13 protein-coding genes and 1 tRNA gene are annotated in these 15,346 nt (G+C 60.2%); 5 read left to right on the forward strand and 9 right to left on the reverse strand.

The window, feature by feature from the left end; all coding sequences use genetic code 11:
* Window position 1 precedes the first annotated feature (1 nt).
* Entirely contained in the window at window positions 2-814 is an 813-nt protein-coding gene (locus Q5H93_RS13320) for a polyphosphate kinase 2 family protein (RefSeq protein ID WP_305007040.1), read from the reverse strand.
* Window positions 815-1,029: 215 nt separating this feature from the next.
* Between Q5H93_RS13320 and Q5H93_RS13325 the strand changes: the two genes are divergently transcribed.
* Window positions 1,030-1,734: a Dps family protein gene (locus tag Q5H93_RS13325; protein ID WP_305007041.1), complete on the forward strand. Its 705-nt coding sequence runs from the start codon at window positions 1,030-1,032 to the stop codon at window positions 1,732-1,734.
* Between the two features lie 157 nt (window positions 1,735-1,891).
* On the opposite strand, the gene Q5H93_RS13330 is transcribed toward Q5H93_RS13325, so the two are convergent.
* A complete protein-coding gene (locus tag Q5H93_RS13330; RefSeq protein ID WP_305007042.1) occupies window positions 1,892-2,341 on the reverse strand; it encodes a low affinity iron permease family protein in 450 nt (149 codons plus the stop codon).
* Window positions 2,342-2,724: 383 nt separating this feature from the next.
* Here Q5H93_RS13330 and Q5H93_RS13335 point away from each other — a divergent pair.
* Window positions 2,725-2,806: transfer RNA gene (locus Q5H93_RS13335), tRNA-Leu, on the forward strand.
* 82 nt (window positions 2,807-2,888) lie between these two features.
* On the opposite strand, the gene Q5H93_RS13340 is transcribed toward Q5H93_RS13335, so the two are convergent.
* The 5 genes from Q5H93_RS13340 to Q5H93_RS13360 all read right to left on the reverse strand — a co-directional run bounded on the left by Q5H93_RS13340 (window position 2,889) and on the right by Q5H93_RS13360 (window position 9,967).
* Entirely contained in the window at window positions 2,889-4,457 is a 1,569-nt protein-coding gene (locus tag Q5H93_RS13340; RefSeq protein WP_305007043.1) for an NFACT RNA binding domain-containing protein, read from the reverse strand.
* A 7-nt stretch (window positions 4,458-4,464) separates the two neighbouring features.
* Complete coding sequence (locus Q5H93_RS13345) at window positions 4,465-4,944, reverse strand: hypothetical protein (protein WP_305007044.1); 480 nt, start codon at window positions 4,942-4,944, stop codon at window positions 4,465-4,467.
* Window positions 4,944-5,714 (reverse strand): MBL fold metallo-hydrolase, encoded by a 771-nt coding sequence (locus tag Q5H93_RS13350; RefSeq protein WP_305007045.1) that lies wholly within the window; start codon window positions 5,712-5,714, stop codon window positions 4,944-4,946. Before Q5H93_RS13350 ends, Q5H93_RS13345 begins: the two co-directional genes overlap by 1 nt.
* Before the next feature lie 126 nt (window positions 5,715-5,840).
* Entirely contained in the window at window positions 5,841-6,227 is a 387-nt protein-coding gene (locus Q5H93_RS13355; RefSeq protein WP_305007046.1) for a response regulator, read from the reverse strand.
* A 35-nt stretch (window positions 6,228-6,262) separates the two neighbouring features.
* Window positions 6,263-9,967 (reverse strand): PAS domain S-box protein, encoded by a 3,705-nt coding sequence (locus Q5H93_RS13360; RefSeq protein WP_305007047.1) that lies wholly within the window; start codon window positions 9,965-9,967, stop codon window positions 6,263-6,265.
* 95 nt (window positions 9,968-10,062) lie between these two features.
* Between Q5H93_RS13360 and Q5H93_RS13365 the strand changes: the two genes are divergently transcribed.
* Window positions 10,063-11,202 (forward strand): glycosyltransferase, encoded by a 1,140-nt coding sequence (locus tag Q5H93_RS13365; RefSeq protein ID WP_305007048.1) that lies wholly within the window; start codon window positions 10,063-10,065, stop codon window positions 11,200-11,202.
* 54 nt (window positions 11,203-11,256) lie between these two features.
* The gene (miaA, locus tag Q5H93_RS13370) at window positions 11,257-12,189 is read left to right on the forward strand and encodes a tRNA (adenosine(37)-N6)-dimethylallyltransferase MiaA (RefSeq protein WP_305007049.1); all 933 of its coding nucleotides are present in this window, start codon (window positions 11,257-11,259) and stop codon (window positions 12,187-12,189) included.
* Between the two features lie 130 nt (window positions 12,190-12,319).
* Here miaA and pfkA read toward each other — a convergent pair whose 3' ends face one another.
* Window positions 12,320-13,291, reverse strand: coding sequence for a 6-phosphofructokinase (pfkA, locus tag Q5H93_RS13375; protein WP_305007050.1), 972 nt, complete (start codon window positions 13,289-13,291; stop codon window positions 12,320-12,322).
* A gap of 237 nt (window positions 13,292-13,528) precedes the next feature.
* Between pfkA and Q5H93_RS13380 the strand changes: the two genes are divergently transcribed.
* A complete protein-coding gene (locus Q5H93_RS13380; protein ID WP_305007051.1) occupies window positions 13,529-13,975 on the forward strand; it encodes a TerB family tellurite resistance protein in 447 nt (148 codons plus the stop codon).
* A 70-nt stretch (window positions 13,976-14,045) separates the two neighbouring features.
* Here the strand turns inward: Q5H93_RS13380 and Q5H93_RS13385 are convergent, their stop codons facing one another.
* Window positions 14,046-15,242, reverse strand: coding sequence for an aspartate aminotransferase family protein (locus tag Q5H93_RS13385; RefSeq protein ID WP_305007052.1), 1,197 nt, complete (start codon window positions 15,240-15,242; stop codon window positions 14,046-14,048).
* Window positions 15,243-15,346: the final 104 nt, after the last annotated feature.

Consider the following 15,346-nt stretch of genomic DNA (forward strand, 5'->3'; position numbering starts at 1 on the left):
TCTACTCCACCACCTGCGCCGCCACGTCATAGCTTGGCGCGGGTGGCTGCGGGTTCATGTCCTCCAGCGCGGCCACCACAATTTCGATGATGGCCAAGTCGCGGGCCCATTTCTTGTCGGCAGGGACGACGAACCACGGGCTTTCGGGCGGCGAGCAGTGGCGCAGGGCGTCTTCGTAGGCGGTTTGGTAGTCGTCCCAGTACTTGCGCTCCTTCAGGTCGTTGGGGTCGAATTTCCAGCGCTTGGCGGGGTCGTCGAGGCGGGCTTGCAGGCGGGCGGCCTGCTCTTCCTTCGAGATGTGGAGGAAAAACTTGAGGATGCGCGTGTGGTCGTTGGTGAGCAGGCGCTCGAAGTTGTTGATGTCGGTGTAGCGGCGCTGCCAGGTAGCTTCGTCGATGAGGCCGTGAACACGGGTGATGAGCACGTCCTCGTAGTGCGAGCGATTGAAGACACCGATGTGGCCCTTACCCGGCGTTTGCTGGTGAATGCGCCAGAGAAAATCGTGGTTTAACTCCTTCGTGGACGGCGCTTTGAAGGGCGATACCTGCACGCCGGCGGGGTTCACGCCGGTCAGCAGCTTTTCGATGGCTCCGTCCTTGCCGCCCGTGTCCATGGCCTGAAACACCAGCAGCACGCTGCGGCGGTGCTCGGCGTAGAGGTTTTCCTGCAGCTCGCTCAGCCGCTCGCGGAGCTTTTTGAGGCGCTTTTCGGCGGCGGCTTTGGTGGTGAAGGGTGCGGTAGTGCTGGGGTCGATGTCGGCCAGAGAAAAGTTGGGGTCCGTGACTTGCACGGCGGGCGTGGCGGGGAGCTTCATGCGAGGCTAAACGGGAAAACGGGTGGCGGTGGTTGCTATAGCCCGACTGTAGCGCGGACTTTGTAGTCCGCGAGTTAGCGCCGTTTGATTGTTCTGACTCGCGGACTGCAAAGTCCGCGCTACTACACGCTACAACCCCCAGCGCCGCCTTGCGTAGGTAAGCGCAGCTTCTTCCCGAGGCGTTTCCCTAGTAACATTCACCCCACCCTATTATCATGGCAACTTCCGCCAAAACCACTGCTTCCAAAGCCGCACCCGCTAAAAAACCTGCCGCCCAGGCCGCCGTCCGCTCCAATGGCAACGGCAACAGCAAAGCCACCACGGGCAAAGGCGCCGGTAGCAACCCGGCCGTCGACATTCAGCCCATCCTGAACCAGCAGCAAAACGCCCCCGCTCCCACCCAGAAGTTTGGAACCGTGGCTCAGCGCCTGCCCATCGGCCTCGACGAGCCCACCCGCCGCAAAAGCGTGGAAATGCTCAACCAGCTGCTGGCCGACACCATCACGCTGCGCGACATGTACAAAAAGCACCACTGGCAGGTAGTGGGCCCCACGTTCTACCAGCTTCACCTGCTGTACGATAAGCACTACGAAGAGCAGGCTGAGCTAGTCGACCTCATCGCCGAGCGCATCCAGATTCTGGGGGGCGTGGCCGTGGCCATGGCCCACGATGTAGCTGAGTTCAGCAGCATCCCCCGCGTGCCCCGCGACCGAGAGGAGGCCCCCATCCAGGTAAGCCGCTTGCTGGAAGCCCACCAGATTATGCTGAAAAACAGCCACGACTTTGCCAAAAAGGCCGATGAAGCCGGCGACGATGGCACCAATGACCTCGTGGTGAGCAATGTCATGCGCACCAATGAGATGCAAGTGTGGTTTGTAGCCGAGCACGTTGTAGATTCGCCGCTGACGCAAGCGGAATAGTGCTTCTAAAGGCTTTTTTGAAGCCTTCATGTTGAACGCCGTGAAGCTTCTTGCTCGCGTAGCTAACCCTATTCCTCAGGGTTCACTACTACCAGCGAGATACTTCACGGCATTCGACATAAGCACCTTATACTTCTTTTGCTCTTATTGCGTCGTCTCACTCCCGGTGAACTGCTAGCTTCTCATGGTGGTTGTCCTCGGCTTCTTCCACTGAATGCGTTTCGCCCAAGTCGTTGTCCTGCTTAGCCTTTTCAGCCAGCAGGCAATAGAACTCGTGAATAAGCCGGATTTCCTCCTCCGAAAAGTCCTGGGCGTTGATGAGCCGGTTGCTAGCACCTTTAGTGGCCGCAATCAGCTCATTCAGCTTGAGGTGCAACACCAGCGAATCCTTGTTTTGAGCCCGCTGGATGAGAAAAACCATCAGGAAGGTGACGATAGTAGTGCCAGTGTTGATGACCAGCTGCCAGGTTTCGGAGTATTTAAACAACGGCCCGGTAATGGCCCAGGCCAGCACGGTTGTAGCGGCGAGGATGAAGGCGGCAGTTGAGCCCGAAAACTTCGTGATTGACTCGGCCAGACGGCCGAAAAAAGAATCTTTACGGGCCATAGTAACTGATAATTAGAGTATAAAAGGTCATACCAAAGGTAGTCCCCATTGCATGAGCCATGGATGAAAACAAAAAAAAGGCCCCATCCAGCGGATGGGGCTTTTCTGCCTTGTACTGATTTCAAAGTACCCGGGTAATAACTGTCGCCTGTGAGAGCGGCTAATCATGGCTACAAAGTGACGATACCAAAGGATGCCGCGCAATCACATAATCATGTGATGCCAGCCCGGCGGCAGCCGGCGCGAAAATTGCTGGGCGGCTTAATCTGCGAAAAAAATACCCCAACCATTGCAGCAGTCGCGGGTTCGTTGTACCTTTGCACCCGCTTCGCCGCCTCAGCGAGGCCGACTTCGGTCGAGATACCTGGTTTAAGTTGCCTTTTGCGCACGTGGTGAAACTGGTAGACACGCCATCTTGAGGGGGTGGTGCCTTCGGGTGTGGGAGTTCGAATCTCCCCGCGCGCACGCAAAACGAAAAAGCCTGCTTTTCAGCAGGCTTTTTCGTTTTAGCACGTGTACCCCAAATTTCCAATTTGGGGTACACGTGCTATTCTTTTTCAAACGGATTCCCTGGCTTCACCAGCACCACCTTTTCGCGCTCCACTACCACCTGCCCGGGTAACGCGCCTTTGGGCTTGCGCACGAACTTTTTGGGCGTCACCGTCACCGGGCACAGCGAATCGTGCTGGCGGCGCGAGTACCAGCCGGCTAGCTGAGCGGCGTGCTCTATCACGGGCTCCGGGATAGTTTGGCCCGCCTTGTGGCGAATGACGACGTGCGAGCCGCTTACGTCCTTGGCGTGCAGCCAGAGGTCGTCTTTGTGAGCGTATTTCTGGGTAAGCAGGTCGTTGTTGGCCGAGTTGCGGCCGACGAGGATGGTGAAGCCACGGTCTTCGAAAACCTTGAACGGTAGCTCGCGGGCGGCTTGCGCAGCTGCCTGAGCGGGGTCGAGGCCGTGGAGCTTACGCCAGGTGCGCAGGCCACGCAGCTCGGCCAGGGCGGGCTGGGTGTCGAGCTCTTCGAGGCGCTCCAGGGCGAAGAAGGCTTCGGCCTCGCGGCGGGCGATGCGCTCGGTAAGCTGGCGCTCTTCGATTTGCTGGTTTTTGGCTTTGCGGTAGAGGTTTTCGGCGGTTTTCTGGGGTTTTTCGTTCGCTTTTAGCTTGATGGTACGCGGCTCGCCGGTGTAGAAATCCACGACTTCGTGCTGGGTGGCGCCGGGCCTGATTTCGTGCAGGTGCGCCATGATGAGGTCGGCGATGTTGCGGTAGCCGGCTTCGTGGGCCAAGGCGTGCAGGCGCTGACGGGCATGAGTGGCAGCGCTGCTGGCTTCGTCGGCGCGGCGCTCCAAGGTTTGGCGCACTTGGCGCAGCTCGGTTTCGAGGGCGCGGCGGCCCAGGGCCATGGGCACGAAGCGGCGCAGGGCGGCAAGGGGGGCGGTGCCGGGGAAGGTTTCGAGGATGTCGCCCAGCGGCAGCAAACTCAGGCGGGTGCGGCCTTCGTATTGAATGATGTAGTAATGCGCGGGCGTTTCCAGCTGGGCCAGCAGCTGGTTTACTAGGCGCGGGCGGGCATCGGCGGGCGCGGCTTCATAGCCTTGGGCGCGGAGGTAGCGGGCGGGCAGGTCGGCCAGCGCGGGGTGGCGCTTGAGCGGGTCGACGGCGGGGTTTTCATCGGCCGCTTTGGGGGGCGCGGGGCGCAAGTCGGCGTCGGCCAGCAGCTTTTGCTGGAAAAGCTGGGCCGGCGCTTCGGGCGTGAGGCGGAAAATAGCGTTGGGGCGCGGACCGTAGAGCTTGAAAACCAGCCGGGCACCGCTTCTGAAATTAATCTGCAGCACCCGGTCGAAAGGCCAAGCGGCCACGCTTTCCAATTGCTCACCGAGCAAGTCTGGGAATAAATCGACGGAATTGGCGCGAGCCCGCTGGAAGGTTTCGGGCAGGGCCAGGGCGGGAAAGTTGGCGCCCAACTGTACCTTGAGCCAAAACTCGGCACCGCCGTCGGTGAGGCCGATAACCAGCTCGTCTTTTTCCTGCGAGAAGCACGTGGCGACGCGGTAGCCGCGCAGCCGCTCGGAGAGGGCCGGGGCCAGCTGGCGCAGGAAATAATAGTTGGTGTGCATTAGTTAATTAGTTCGCAGGCACAAGGTGCAGCATTGTCGTAAGGAAAGCCCGATACTTACGCACCTCCCGCCGAAACAATAGTTGTGGCAACACTAGGAAAAGAATGAAGCCACTCATGAAAAGCCAAACCACTGGATTGGTGCTGGCGCCGATTGAACGAACAGTTACAATCATCAGCCACAAGGTAAATAGTAGTCGCCCCAGCTCCAATACCAGCTGCACAGAATGAGCGCGATACCGCAGCCACAACACGCTACCCGCAGTAGCCGGGTCGGAACTTACCCGGCCAATCAGCAAGGGGCTCGTGTTGAACCAGCTATTACGCCGCAGCTTAAACGAAGCCTCACCGATGGTGCCCAGAAAAAAAGTTACTGGGCGCGCTTCCAACGCTTGCCGTTTGGCCGCATGCTGCTGGAGCCGGAGCAGTAGTTCGGCCGGCGGCAATGGTGAAACGTATTGTTCAGTCAGCCAAGGCAGCAGCCACATTAGTTCAAATTGATTTTCAGCCCATCATACGCCACCCGCACCCAGCTTGGCAACTCTGCCTCCACCTCCTGATGCCGGCCCAATTGGTGGCTGATGTGCGTGAGGTAAGCGCGCTCGGGCTGCAAATCGGCCAGGATTTCCAGCGCCTGGCTAAGCGTGAAGTGCGAAATATGCTCCTCGCGGCGCAGGGCATTGAGTACAATCACTTTCGCCCCACGCATCTGCTCTAAGGTTTCGGAGCTGAGGTGGTTGGCATCGGTAACATAGCAGAAATCGCCGATGCGGAAGCCCAGCACGGGCAGCCGGTGGTGCAGGGCGCGCAGGGGCTGCACGGGCAGGCCCAGCAAGTCGAAGGGCGCATCGTCGCGCTCGATGGGGTGCAACACCACGCGGGGGATGCCGGGGTACTTGTGCTCAGCGAAAATGTAGGCGAATTCGGTGCGCAGTTGGTCGAGCACGCGGGGCTCGGCAAATACGGGCATGTCGTGCCCCTGCCGGTAGTTGAAAGCCCGAATGTCGTCGAGGCCGGCGGTGTGGTCCTTGTGCTCGTGGGTAAACAGCAGGGCATCAAGCTGCACGATGCCCTCGCGCAGCATCTGCTGGCGGAAGTCGGGGCCAGTGTCGATGACCAGGCTACGCTCGTCCACATTGATGTGAATGGCCGTGCGCAGGCGCTTGTCGCGGTGGTCGAGGGAGCGGCACACGTTGCAGGTGCAGCCAATCATGGGGACGCCCGAGGAAGTGCCGGTACCGAGGAATGTGATGGTCACTGCGTTTTAATTATGAGTTATGAATTACGAATTATGAATTAGTCACAAAAGCACAAGCAAGACAAATAAGCTGATGCGATGTAGAATCAACTCATAATTCGTAATTCATAACTCATAATTACGGCGCTAGCCGATATACTGCTTCACTACGCGTACCAGGGCGTCGAAATCGAGCGGTTTGGGCAGGTAGTCGGTGATGCCGGCGTTGCGGAATTCTTCCATCGTGTAGTTGTTGGCATTGCCGGTGATGGCGATGATGGGCAGCTGCTTGATGCGGGCATCGGGGTGTTTGCGGATTTCGCGGGCGCAGGTCATACCGTCCTTCACCGGAATATTGATGTCCAGCAGTACGCAGTCAATCGGATTTGCTTCGAGCTGCTTGAGCACCTCGCCACCGTTTTTGGCCAGCACGATTTTGTACTTCTGGAGTTCCAGAATTTTGCGGGTCAGATTGAGAATCACCGAGCTGTCTTCGGCGATGAGAATGGTTTTAGTAGCGTTTTCGGCGGACATGCGGGGGATGGTTGAGGGTGTGGGCGAGGATGAAATCAGGCAGGCAGGAGTTTGGCCGCAGCCGCCACGGCGAGTGGGTATTCGGCTACGAATGCTACAAAGTAATGTTCCAGCAAACGAAATCCGTCGGGCGTGTCCTGCGGTTTATCGTCTTTGAGGCGGTGTTCGAGGTGGCGGGCCTGCGTGGCGAGGGCCGTGCCGCCGAGCGTAGCAGCCGTGCCTTTGAGCTGGTGCAGCATGGGTAGCAGGGCCATATAGTCGCCCGCCGCCACCTGCGGGGCCGCGTCGCGCAGCAACTGTCCGGCCTCCTGCTCGAATTCCTGGTACAGCTCCATAGTGAACTCCAGGCCACCCAGTTCCAGCAGCTGGCGCAGCACGGCGGCGTCGAGGGTAGGCAGCGGCGGCGTGGCTAGAGACGATTTGACCGCAGCTTTGGCGGGCGCGCTTTCGGTAGTTGGCGCGGGCGGAGCCGCGTTGGCAACCGGGAGAGCTGACGGCGCCGTTTCAGGCGTCACGGCAGTGGCGATTTCGGCCACCGCTTTTTCGCGGGGGCGCAGCCAGCGGTGCAGCACATCGTAGAGGTGGCGGCTTTTGACGGGCTTGCCCACGTAGTCATCGAGGCCCTGGCGCATGAAGCGGCCGGCGTCTTCCTGCATCGAGTAGGCCGTCATGGCCACCACGGGCGGGCAGTGCTCGCCCAGCCGCTCCCGAATGGCACGGGTAGCCGTCACACCGTCCATGTCTGGCATCTGGATATCCATGAAAATCATGTCGTAGCGGGCGTTAATGGCGGTAGCGCGGGCAATGGCTTCGGGGCCGTCGGCAGCCACATCTACCACGCAGCCCAGCTTGCCCAGCAGGCGCAAACCTACCTTCTGGTTGATGGCGTTGTCATCGACCAGCAGCACTTTCGGCGCCACCGTGAAGGGGCGCGGTACGCCCTCGCGCACCGGGGCGGCAGTGGGCATGTCTTCGGCCCGCACCTCGCGGCAGCGAATGGTAAACCAGAACACGCTGCCCTCGCCGATGTCGGAAATCACGCCAATCTCGCCACCCAGCAGCTCGGCCAGCTGCTTGCTGATGGCCAGGCCCAGCCCAGTGCCGCCATAGGCCTTGCTGGGCGTGGTATCGAGCTGCGTGAAGCTGGTGAAGAGCAGCGCGGCATCCTTGGCCGAAATGCCGATGCCGGAGTCCTGCACGGCAAAGCGCAACGTATGGTTCTCGCCGTCAGTGCTCACCGACGACACCACGATACTCACCGTGCCCTCGTTGGTGAACTTGATGGCATTGGCCACGAGGTTCGACAAAATTTGCAGCAGGCGGATTTCGTCCGTTTGCACGAAGCGCGGGGTGTGCGGCGTGATGTGGTAAGTAAACCGGATTTTCTTCTGCTCGGCCCGGTAGATAAACAGCGAGCGGATGCGCTCCATCACGGCGCGCAACTCCAGCGCCACGTTGTGCATCTGCAGCTTACCAGCCTGAATTTTAGACAAATCCAGAATATCGTTCAGGATGGTCAGCAGGGCGTCGGACGACTTGCGCAGCGTGTCCACGTATTCCACCTGCTCGTCGGTATCCACGGTCTGGTCGAGCAGGTCAATCATGCCGATGATGCCGTTCATGGGCGTGCGCAGCTCGTGGCTCATGTTGGCCAGAAACTGCGTTTTGGCCTCCAGGGCAGCTTCAGCTTCCTCCTTGGCCAGGCGCAAATCGTCCTCAATCTGCCGCATTTCGGTCACATCGCGGGCAATGCCCTCGGTGCCTTTGGTAGCGCCCGCCCACACCCGGGCGCTGATGAGCACATTCACCGGATGGCCGTCCTTGTGGCGCATGCGGGTTTCGTAGTTGCGCAGCCCGCCCAGGCGGCGGATTTCCTCGGATAGGCCGGCGCTATCAGCAGGGTCGTAGTAAAAATCAAGTACCGGGCGTCCCACTACTTCGGCCGGGTCGTAGCCCAGCACTTCGCGCACCGACGGACTAACGATAACCATTAATCCTTGGTCATCAGTGCGGTAGTAAATATCCTGGAACGACTCGAAGATGGAGCGGAATTTTTCTTCCTGCGCCTCCAGCGCCAGCTGGGCGTTTTTCTGCTCGGTGATGTCGTGCGCAATGGCCGAAATCTCCTCAAACGAGCCGTCGCCCTGGTAAATGGGGTTCAAATGCACGTCGGTCCACAAATCCTGCCCGCGGGCGTCGCGCATGCGCACCTCAAAGCGTTGCGGGTCGCCCTTGGCGGCGGCTTCGTAGTGGCGCAGAAACAGGTCGCGGGCTTCCTGCTCCATACGGGCGAGGTCGGCCTCGCGCAGGTTGAGGTTGCGGGTCGGAAACACGCCATTGCGGCGCCGGAAAAAGGCCGCGTAGTTGCGGTTGAACGAGGCCAGGCGGCCGCGCATGTCCACGGTCCACATCAGGTGCGAGCCGCTCTCGAAAATAGCGTTAAGGCGGGCGTTCTGCTTACTAATTTGCTCTTCATTGCGCTTGCGCTCAATGGCCAGCGCAATCTGATTCGAGATGAAGTGCAGCACGTCGAGGTCGCCCGGCTCGTAGGCATCGGCGCGCTGGTAGTCCTGCACGGCAATAGCCCCGATGATGCGGTCGCCGATGCTCAGCGGTGAGGCCAGCATCACCTCCGGCACCAGGCCGTAGGCCGTTATTTCGCCCTTGCGCACCAGCTGCTGCAGGTCGGCGCGCGAGAGTGAGCGCGGCTGCCCGCCCTCAATAATGTACTCCGACACCCCCGACGAATACGGCCGCACCGACTGCGAGTGCTGGTGCGGGTACTGGTCGACGTGATACACGAACTGCAGCTGCGTGCGTCCTTCGTCACACAGCGCAATAAACAGGTTGCTCGTCTCAATAATCTTGCTCAGCTCGCGGTGGATAGCCCCGTAAAGGCTGGGCAAATCCTTGGCACTAATTGCTAAGTTGGCAATACTGTAATACACTTTCTGCAGCCGCTCGGCCCGGATGCGGTCGGTGATATCGTGCAGGATGGCGCGGCTGCTGATGGGCTGGCCGTGCTCGCGCACCACGCTCATGCTGCCGATGAGGTGAACAGGCTTGCCCGCACTGGTCAGAAATACCGTTTCAACCTTGTTCACCGGCTCACCATCATAGAGGTTGCGCAGCTGATAGAGCAGCTTTGCCTTATAATAGGGATGCACGATATCGGCCAGCGTGCGGGTGGCCAGTTCCTCATCAGTATAGCCCAGCTTTTCCTTCCAGGCCTTGTTTACGAACAAGAATTTGTTGTCGGCGCTCAGGTGCTGCACCAAATCCTGGGCGTTGTCGAGAAAATCCTGGAGGTGGGTATCGTCGTCCTTCAGGGCCTGTGGGGCTGTGCCGTGAGCGGTCACGGCCTCGCCACTCAGCCAGAATCCGCTGACGTCTCCACTGGCGTCGCGCATGAAGTTGCCCTGCCAGCGCACCAGGCAGGGGTGGCCGGCCCGCGTCATCACCACGCGCTCGTAAGTCTCGCGCAACTGCTGGTGCACCAGGCTCTCGTGCATGAGTTGCCGGCGCAGCTCGCGCTCGGCAGCCGGCAGAAACATATCGTGGTAGCTCTGTCCCAGCACCTCCTCGGCGGCGTAGCCCGTCAGGCGCAAGAAAACCTCGTTGGCTTCCACCACGCGGCCTTTGGTATCGAGCAGTACAAACAGCAGCCCCTGCTGCTGCAGTACCTCGGCCGCCGTAGGGGCCAGGGGCCGGACGCCGAAATCAGTCGAATGTTCACTCATAAGCCAACCTAACTTCCTGCGAAAACCAGCGGCGGCCGGGCCGCGCTGACGTAAATTTGACCAAACATAACGCCCCGCCCGCGTCCAAATCCCTCGTGCGACCTTCGCCCGCGCCGCATCTGCTTTTCGCCGTCACCACCGATTTGTGCTACGACCAGCGCATGCAGCGCATCTGCGGTAGCCTGGCGGCGGCTGGCTACCACGTTACGCTGGTGGGCTGGCAGCGCCCGGTCTCACCGCCGCTCACGCCGCAGCCCTATCAGCAGCACCGCTTGCGCGGCTGGTTTCAGCACGGCAAAGCCTTTTACGTAGAATTCAACCTGCGGCTGCTTTTTTATTTACTGCGCCAGCGCGCCGCCGCCTGGTGCGCCATCGACCTCGACACGGCCCTGCCGGTGTGGCTGCGTGCCCGCCTCGGCGGCCAGCCACTGGTGTACGATGCCCACGAGTTGTTTACCGAGGTGCCCGAGGTGGTGGCCCGCCCCGCCGTGCAGCGCGTGTGGCGCTGGGTCGAGCGCTTCATCGTGCCCCGCGCCCGGCTGGCTTACACAGTGGGGCCGGCGCTGGCGCGGGTGTTTGAGCAGCGCTACGGCCGCCCCTTCGCCGTGGTGCGCAACGTGAGCCGCCTGCGCGACGAGCAGCTCCCTCCCGCCCCCACCGCCGCGCCGCCCGGCGGCTACATCCTCTACCAGGGCGCCCTCAACATGGGCCGCGGCCTCGAAGCCCTGCTCGACGCCATGCCCCTGGTGGCGGGCCGCCTAGTCGTCTGCGGCGAGGGCGACCTCTCGGCCGACCTGCGTGCCCGCGCCGAGCGGCTGGGGCTGCTGGCTTCGGGCCAAGTGGAGTTTCGGGGCTACGTGCTGCCCAAGGCCTTGCGCGAAGTCACGCGGCAGGCCAGCCTGGGCATCATGTTGCTCGAAAATATCGGCCTGAGCTACTACTACTCACTGGCCAATAAGTTCTTCGATTACGTGCACGCCGGCATTCCGCAGGTGCTTATTGACTTTCCCGAGTACCGCGCCCTCAACGAGCAGTTCGACGTAGCCGAGCTGGTGCCCGACCTGCGGCCTGCCACCCTGGCCGCCGCCCTCAACCGCCTGCTCCGCGACGAGCCCGCCCGCTACCACTATTTGGCCGAAAACTGCCGCCGCGCCCGCCCGCAACTAAGCTGGCAGCACGAGGAAAAGGTGCTCGTGGGCTTGTATGACAAGCTACTCAATCAACACCGGCCATAACCTTTTTATACTTTCGCTCGGTCCTTAGAGCGTTTTTGTACTACAAGCTCTGGCATGCCTGCCCCTCCCCTGCTTCCTCAATATATTCTTAACCAGCTGGTCACCAGCCCTGCTGACCCGCGTCCGGTGCTGCTCACCATTGCTGGTCCCACGGCCGTGGGCAAAACGGCCCTCTGCGTGCAGCTGGCCCAGCAGCTCGGCACCGAAATCGTATCGGCCGACTCGCGTCAGTTTTTCCGCGAGCTGAGCATTGGCACGGCCAAGCCCACGCCGGAGGAAATGCAGGGCATTCCCCATCATTTTATCGACAGTCACAGCATTCAGGAAGATTACAGCGCCGGCCGCTACGCCGCCGATGCGCTGGCTTTGCTGGATGAGCTGTTTAAAAAGCACCCCGTCGTCATCCTTACCGGCGGCTCGGGCCTTTACCTGCAGGCTGTCACCGATGGGCTGGATGAGTTACCCAGCGTGCCACCCACAGTTCGCGCCCAAATCCTCGAGGAGCTAGCCACCAACGGCCTGCCCGCCCTGGTAGCCGAGCTGGCCGCAACTGACCCCGTCACTCACGCCCGCATCGACCGGCAGAACCACCAGCGTGTGGTGCGGGCGCTGGAAATCACCCGTGGCACCGGCCGGCCCTTCTCCAGCTACCACAAGCAGGGGTTTGCCGAGGCCGACAAACGTCCCTTTCGCGTGGTGAAGGTGGCCCTGACCCGCGAGCGCGAAGAGCTGTACCAGCGCATTAACCTACGCGTGGAGCAGATGCTAGCCGCCGGCCTGCTCGACGAGGTCAGAAGCGTGCTGCCCTACCGCCACCACCACGCCCTGCAGACGGTGGGCTACCAGGAAATTTTCGGCTACCTCGACGGTGAATACGACTGGGCCGAGGCGGTGCGCCTGCTCCAGCGCAATACCCGCCACTACGCCAAGCGCCAGCTTACCTGGCTGCGGCGCGATGCGGAGTACGAGTGGGTAAATCTGGGTTAAAAAAGAACGTCATGCTAAACGCAGTCAAGCATGACGCCAGCAGTAGCAAACTCAATTTAAAAGAGTTACTATCACAGGCGTCATGCTTCACTGCGTTTAGCATGACGCTCTTTTAGCTTTCTCCAAAGCCTTACACGCTCAGGATTTCCACCATCCGCATGAAGCTTTGGTTGATGGGCTTTTTCTTGTAAATCGTGTCGCTGAACGGCGTGTACACCAGCTTGCGGTCCACGATGCCGGCCATCACGTTGCGCATGCCGTTCATGAGGCCTTCCACGGCGGCAATGCCGATTTGGGAGCCCAGCAGGCGGTCGGCGGCGGTGGGCGAGCCACCGCGCTGGATGTGGCCGATGATAGTCACGCGGGTGTCGAGCTGCGGGATGGCGGCTTTTACCGAGGCGGCCACGTGGTGGGCGTTGCCCTCCTTTTCACCCTCGGCCACGATAACGATGAACGAGGTTTTGGAGCGCTTCCAGCCATTCTGCAGCGTTTCGATAACGGCTTCCTCGCTCATCTGCGTTTCGGGCACCATCACGATTTCGGCCCCACCGCCGATGGCGCAGGGAATGGCAATGTAGCCCGAGTCGCGGCCCATTACTTCGATAAAGAAGCAGCGGTCGTGCGAGTCGGCGGTATCGCGGATTTTGTCCACGGCCTCCAGGGCCGTGTTCACGGCTGTGTCGTAACCGATGGTATAGTCGGTGCCGAACAGGTCGTTATCAATGGTGCCCGGCGCGCCCACAGTCGGAATGCCGAACTCTTCCTCGAAAATCATGGCACCGGTGAAGGTACCGTTGCCGCCGATGGCCACCAGGCCCTCAATGCCGTGGTTCACGAGCTGGTCGAAGGCTTCTTTGCGGCCTTCCTTGGTCATAAATTTCTGGCTACGGGCCGATTTCAGAATCGTGCCGCCCTTCTGCACCGTGTTCGACACCGAGGCCGAATCCAGCTTCACGAACTCCCCCTTAATCATGCCGCTATAGCCGCGCATGATGCCATACACCTCGATGCCGTGATAAGTGGCCGTGCGCACTACCGCCCGGATGGCGGCATTCATGCCCGGCGCGTCGCCACCACTCGTAAAAACTGCAATTCTCTTCATCGTCAAAATCTAAAGCCTGTTTCGGCTGCCTGAATGCGGTTCAAACCTCGCAAAGTTGGCACTTTTCCGCTTAATAAACCTAATTCAGCCAACTCAACAATCTTCGGTTGAGCTTTATCTTTTTTTTACCCGTTTTCGTAGATAGTATATGCAGGAAAGCCGAATTTTCCTGTACCTTACCGCCGAATCGGCGCAAGGCCGTCACTCTTAATACTCACCCCTTAATCCCACCGTGCCATGTTTGGTTTTTTCGAGAATGAGCAGACCAAGAAAATCAAGAGCCACTTGGCCAACCTGGCCGCTCTTGCCAAAGCTGACGGCCACATCGACGCCCGGGAGATGAACTTCATCCTCGCCGTAGGCAAGAAAAACGGCATCAGCGCCTCCGACGTGCAGGCTCTGGTGAGCGGCAGCAAAACTGCCCCTACCCACCTGCCTACCAACGACTCCGACCGCTTCGACCAGATTTTCGACCTCATCAACATGATGCTGGCCGACGGCATTGTGGACGAAACGGAAATGGATTTCTGCATCATGATGGCTGAGAAGCTGGGCTTCCGCAAAGCCATTGTGGGCGTGCTGGTGCGTAAAATCTCGCAGGGCGTGAAAGACGGCCTGTCGCAGGACCGCATCAAGGAAGAAAGCCTGTCTTTCTTGAATTACAACGAGATACCGCATCACTAACGGACAGCATTTTAAAAAAGAACGTGTCATGCTTCACTGTGTTCAGCATGACACGTTCTTTTTTAAAATGCTAGCTGACGCAGGCCGTCACCGCCCGCAGCAGTGCCGCACAGGCTTCATCAATTTCCTTTTTTGAAATAGTCAGCGGTGGAGCCAGCCGCAACGAATTATCGCAGAATAAAAACCAGTCAGTGAGAATACCCTCGTGAGCCAGCGCGTAGTCGATAATCGGCTTCAGCACCTCGAACGACTCAAACTCTACGGCCATCAGCAGCCCGCAGCCGCGCACTTCCCGAATGGCCGGATGCACCAGCTGCCGCCGAAACCGCGCCGCCTTTTCGGCCACGCCCTCAGCCAGTTTTTCCTCCTGAATAACGCGCAGCGTGGCCAGCGAAGCCGCGCAGCTCACCGGGTGCCCGCCGAAGGTGGTGCAATGGCCCAAAATGGGATTGGTCTTGAAACCGGCCATAATTTCCTGCGGCGCGATGAATGCGCCGATAGGCATGCCGCCACCCATACCCTTGGCACACACCAGAATATCGGGCTCGATGCCGAATTGCTCAAAAGCCCAGAAGCTGCCGGTGCGCCCGAAGCCGCACTGGATTTCATCGAGAATGAGCAGCGCACCGACCTCGGTGCAGCGCTGGCGCAGGGCGGGCAGGTAGCCGGGGGCAGGCACGCGCACGCCCGCCTCACCCTGCACAGTTTCGACTACCACAGCGGCCGTGTGCTCGGCAATTAATTCCAAATCAGCCAGCTCGTTGTAGCGCAGGTGGCGCACGTCGGGCAGCAGCGGACGGTAGCTATTTTTGAAATGCTCGGAGCCCGTGACGGACATGGCACCGTGCGTAGAGCCGTGGTAGGCATTCACAAAGGAAATCAGCTCGGTGCGGCCGGTGTGGCGCTTGGCCAGCTTCAGCGCGCCTTCGATGGCCTCAGCGCCGGAGTTGGTAAAATACACGGAGTCGAGGCGCGGCGGCAGGGTCTGGTGCAGGGCTTCGGCCAGCTGGGCGGGGGCGGCTTGCACCAGCTCGCCGTACACCATCAGGTGCAGGTACTTGTCGAGCTGGGCCTGGATGGCGGCCAGCACTTTGGGATGGCGGTGGCCCACGTTGCTGACGCCGATGCCAGCGATGAGGTCGAGGTAGCGGCGGCCGTCGGGGGCGTACATGTACACGCCTTCAGCGCGCTCGATTTCCAGCAATAGTGGAAAATCAGAGGTTTGGGCCTGATGGCGGAGGAAGAGCTGGCGGGATGTCTGAACCACGGATTTGTCGGATTAAGTAGCGCGGACTTTGTAGTCCGCGAGTCAGAACGTTCATACTCGCGGACTACAAAGTCCGCGCTACATTATCAACAAAAATAAAGCAG

Origin of the sequence: Hymenobacter aranciens (assembly GCF_030580865.1) — a bacterium.
GTDB classification, from domain to species: domain Bacteria; phylum Bacteroidota; class Bacteroidia; order Cytophagales; family Hymenobacteraceae; genus Hymenobacter; species Hymenobacter aranciens.

Bases quoted from the DNA above. Each gene is read 5' to 3' on its own strand.
- Q5H93_RS13320 (WP_305007040.1), bottom strand. From the start codon at position 814: ATGAAGCTCCCCGCCACGCCCGCCGTGCAAGTCACGGACCCCAACTTT.
- Q5H93_RS13380 (WP_305007051.1), top strand. From the start codon at position 13,529: ATGTTTGGTTTTTTCGAGAATGAGCAGACCAAGAAAATCAAGAGCCAC.
- Q5H93_RS13340 (WP_305007043.1), bottom strand. From the start codon at position 4,457: ATGCACACCAACTATTATTTCCTGCGCCAGCTGGCCCCGGCCCTCTCC.
- Q5H93_RS13330 (WP_305007042.1), bottom strand. From the start codon at position 2,341: ATGGCCCGTAAAGATTCTTTTTTCGGCCGTCTGGCCGAGTCAATCACG.
- Q5H93_RS13355 (WP_305007046.1), bottom strand. From the start codon at position 6,227: ATGTCCGCCGAAAACGCTACTAAAACCATTCTCATCGCCGAAGACAGC.
- miaA (WP_305007049.1), top strand. From the start codon at position 11,257: ATGCCTGCCCCTCCCCTGCTTCCTCAATATATTCTTAACCAGCTGGTC.
- pfkA (WP_305007050.1), bottom strand. From the start codon at position 13,291: ATGAAGAGAATTGCAGTTTTTACGAGTGGTGGCGACGCGCCGGGCATG.
- Q5H93_RS13345 (WP_305007044.1), bottom strand. From the start codon at position 4,944: ATGTGGCTGCTGCCTTGGCTGACTGAACAATACGTTTCACCATTGCCG.
- Q5H93_RS13325 (WP_305007041.1), top strand. From the start codon at position 1,030: ATGGCAACTTCCGCCAAAACCACTGCTTCCAAAGCCGCACCCGCTAAA.
- Q5H93_RS13360 (WP_305007047.1), bottom strand. From the start codon at position 9,967: ATGAGTGAACATTCGACTGATTTCGGCGTCCGGCCCCTGGCCCCTACG.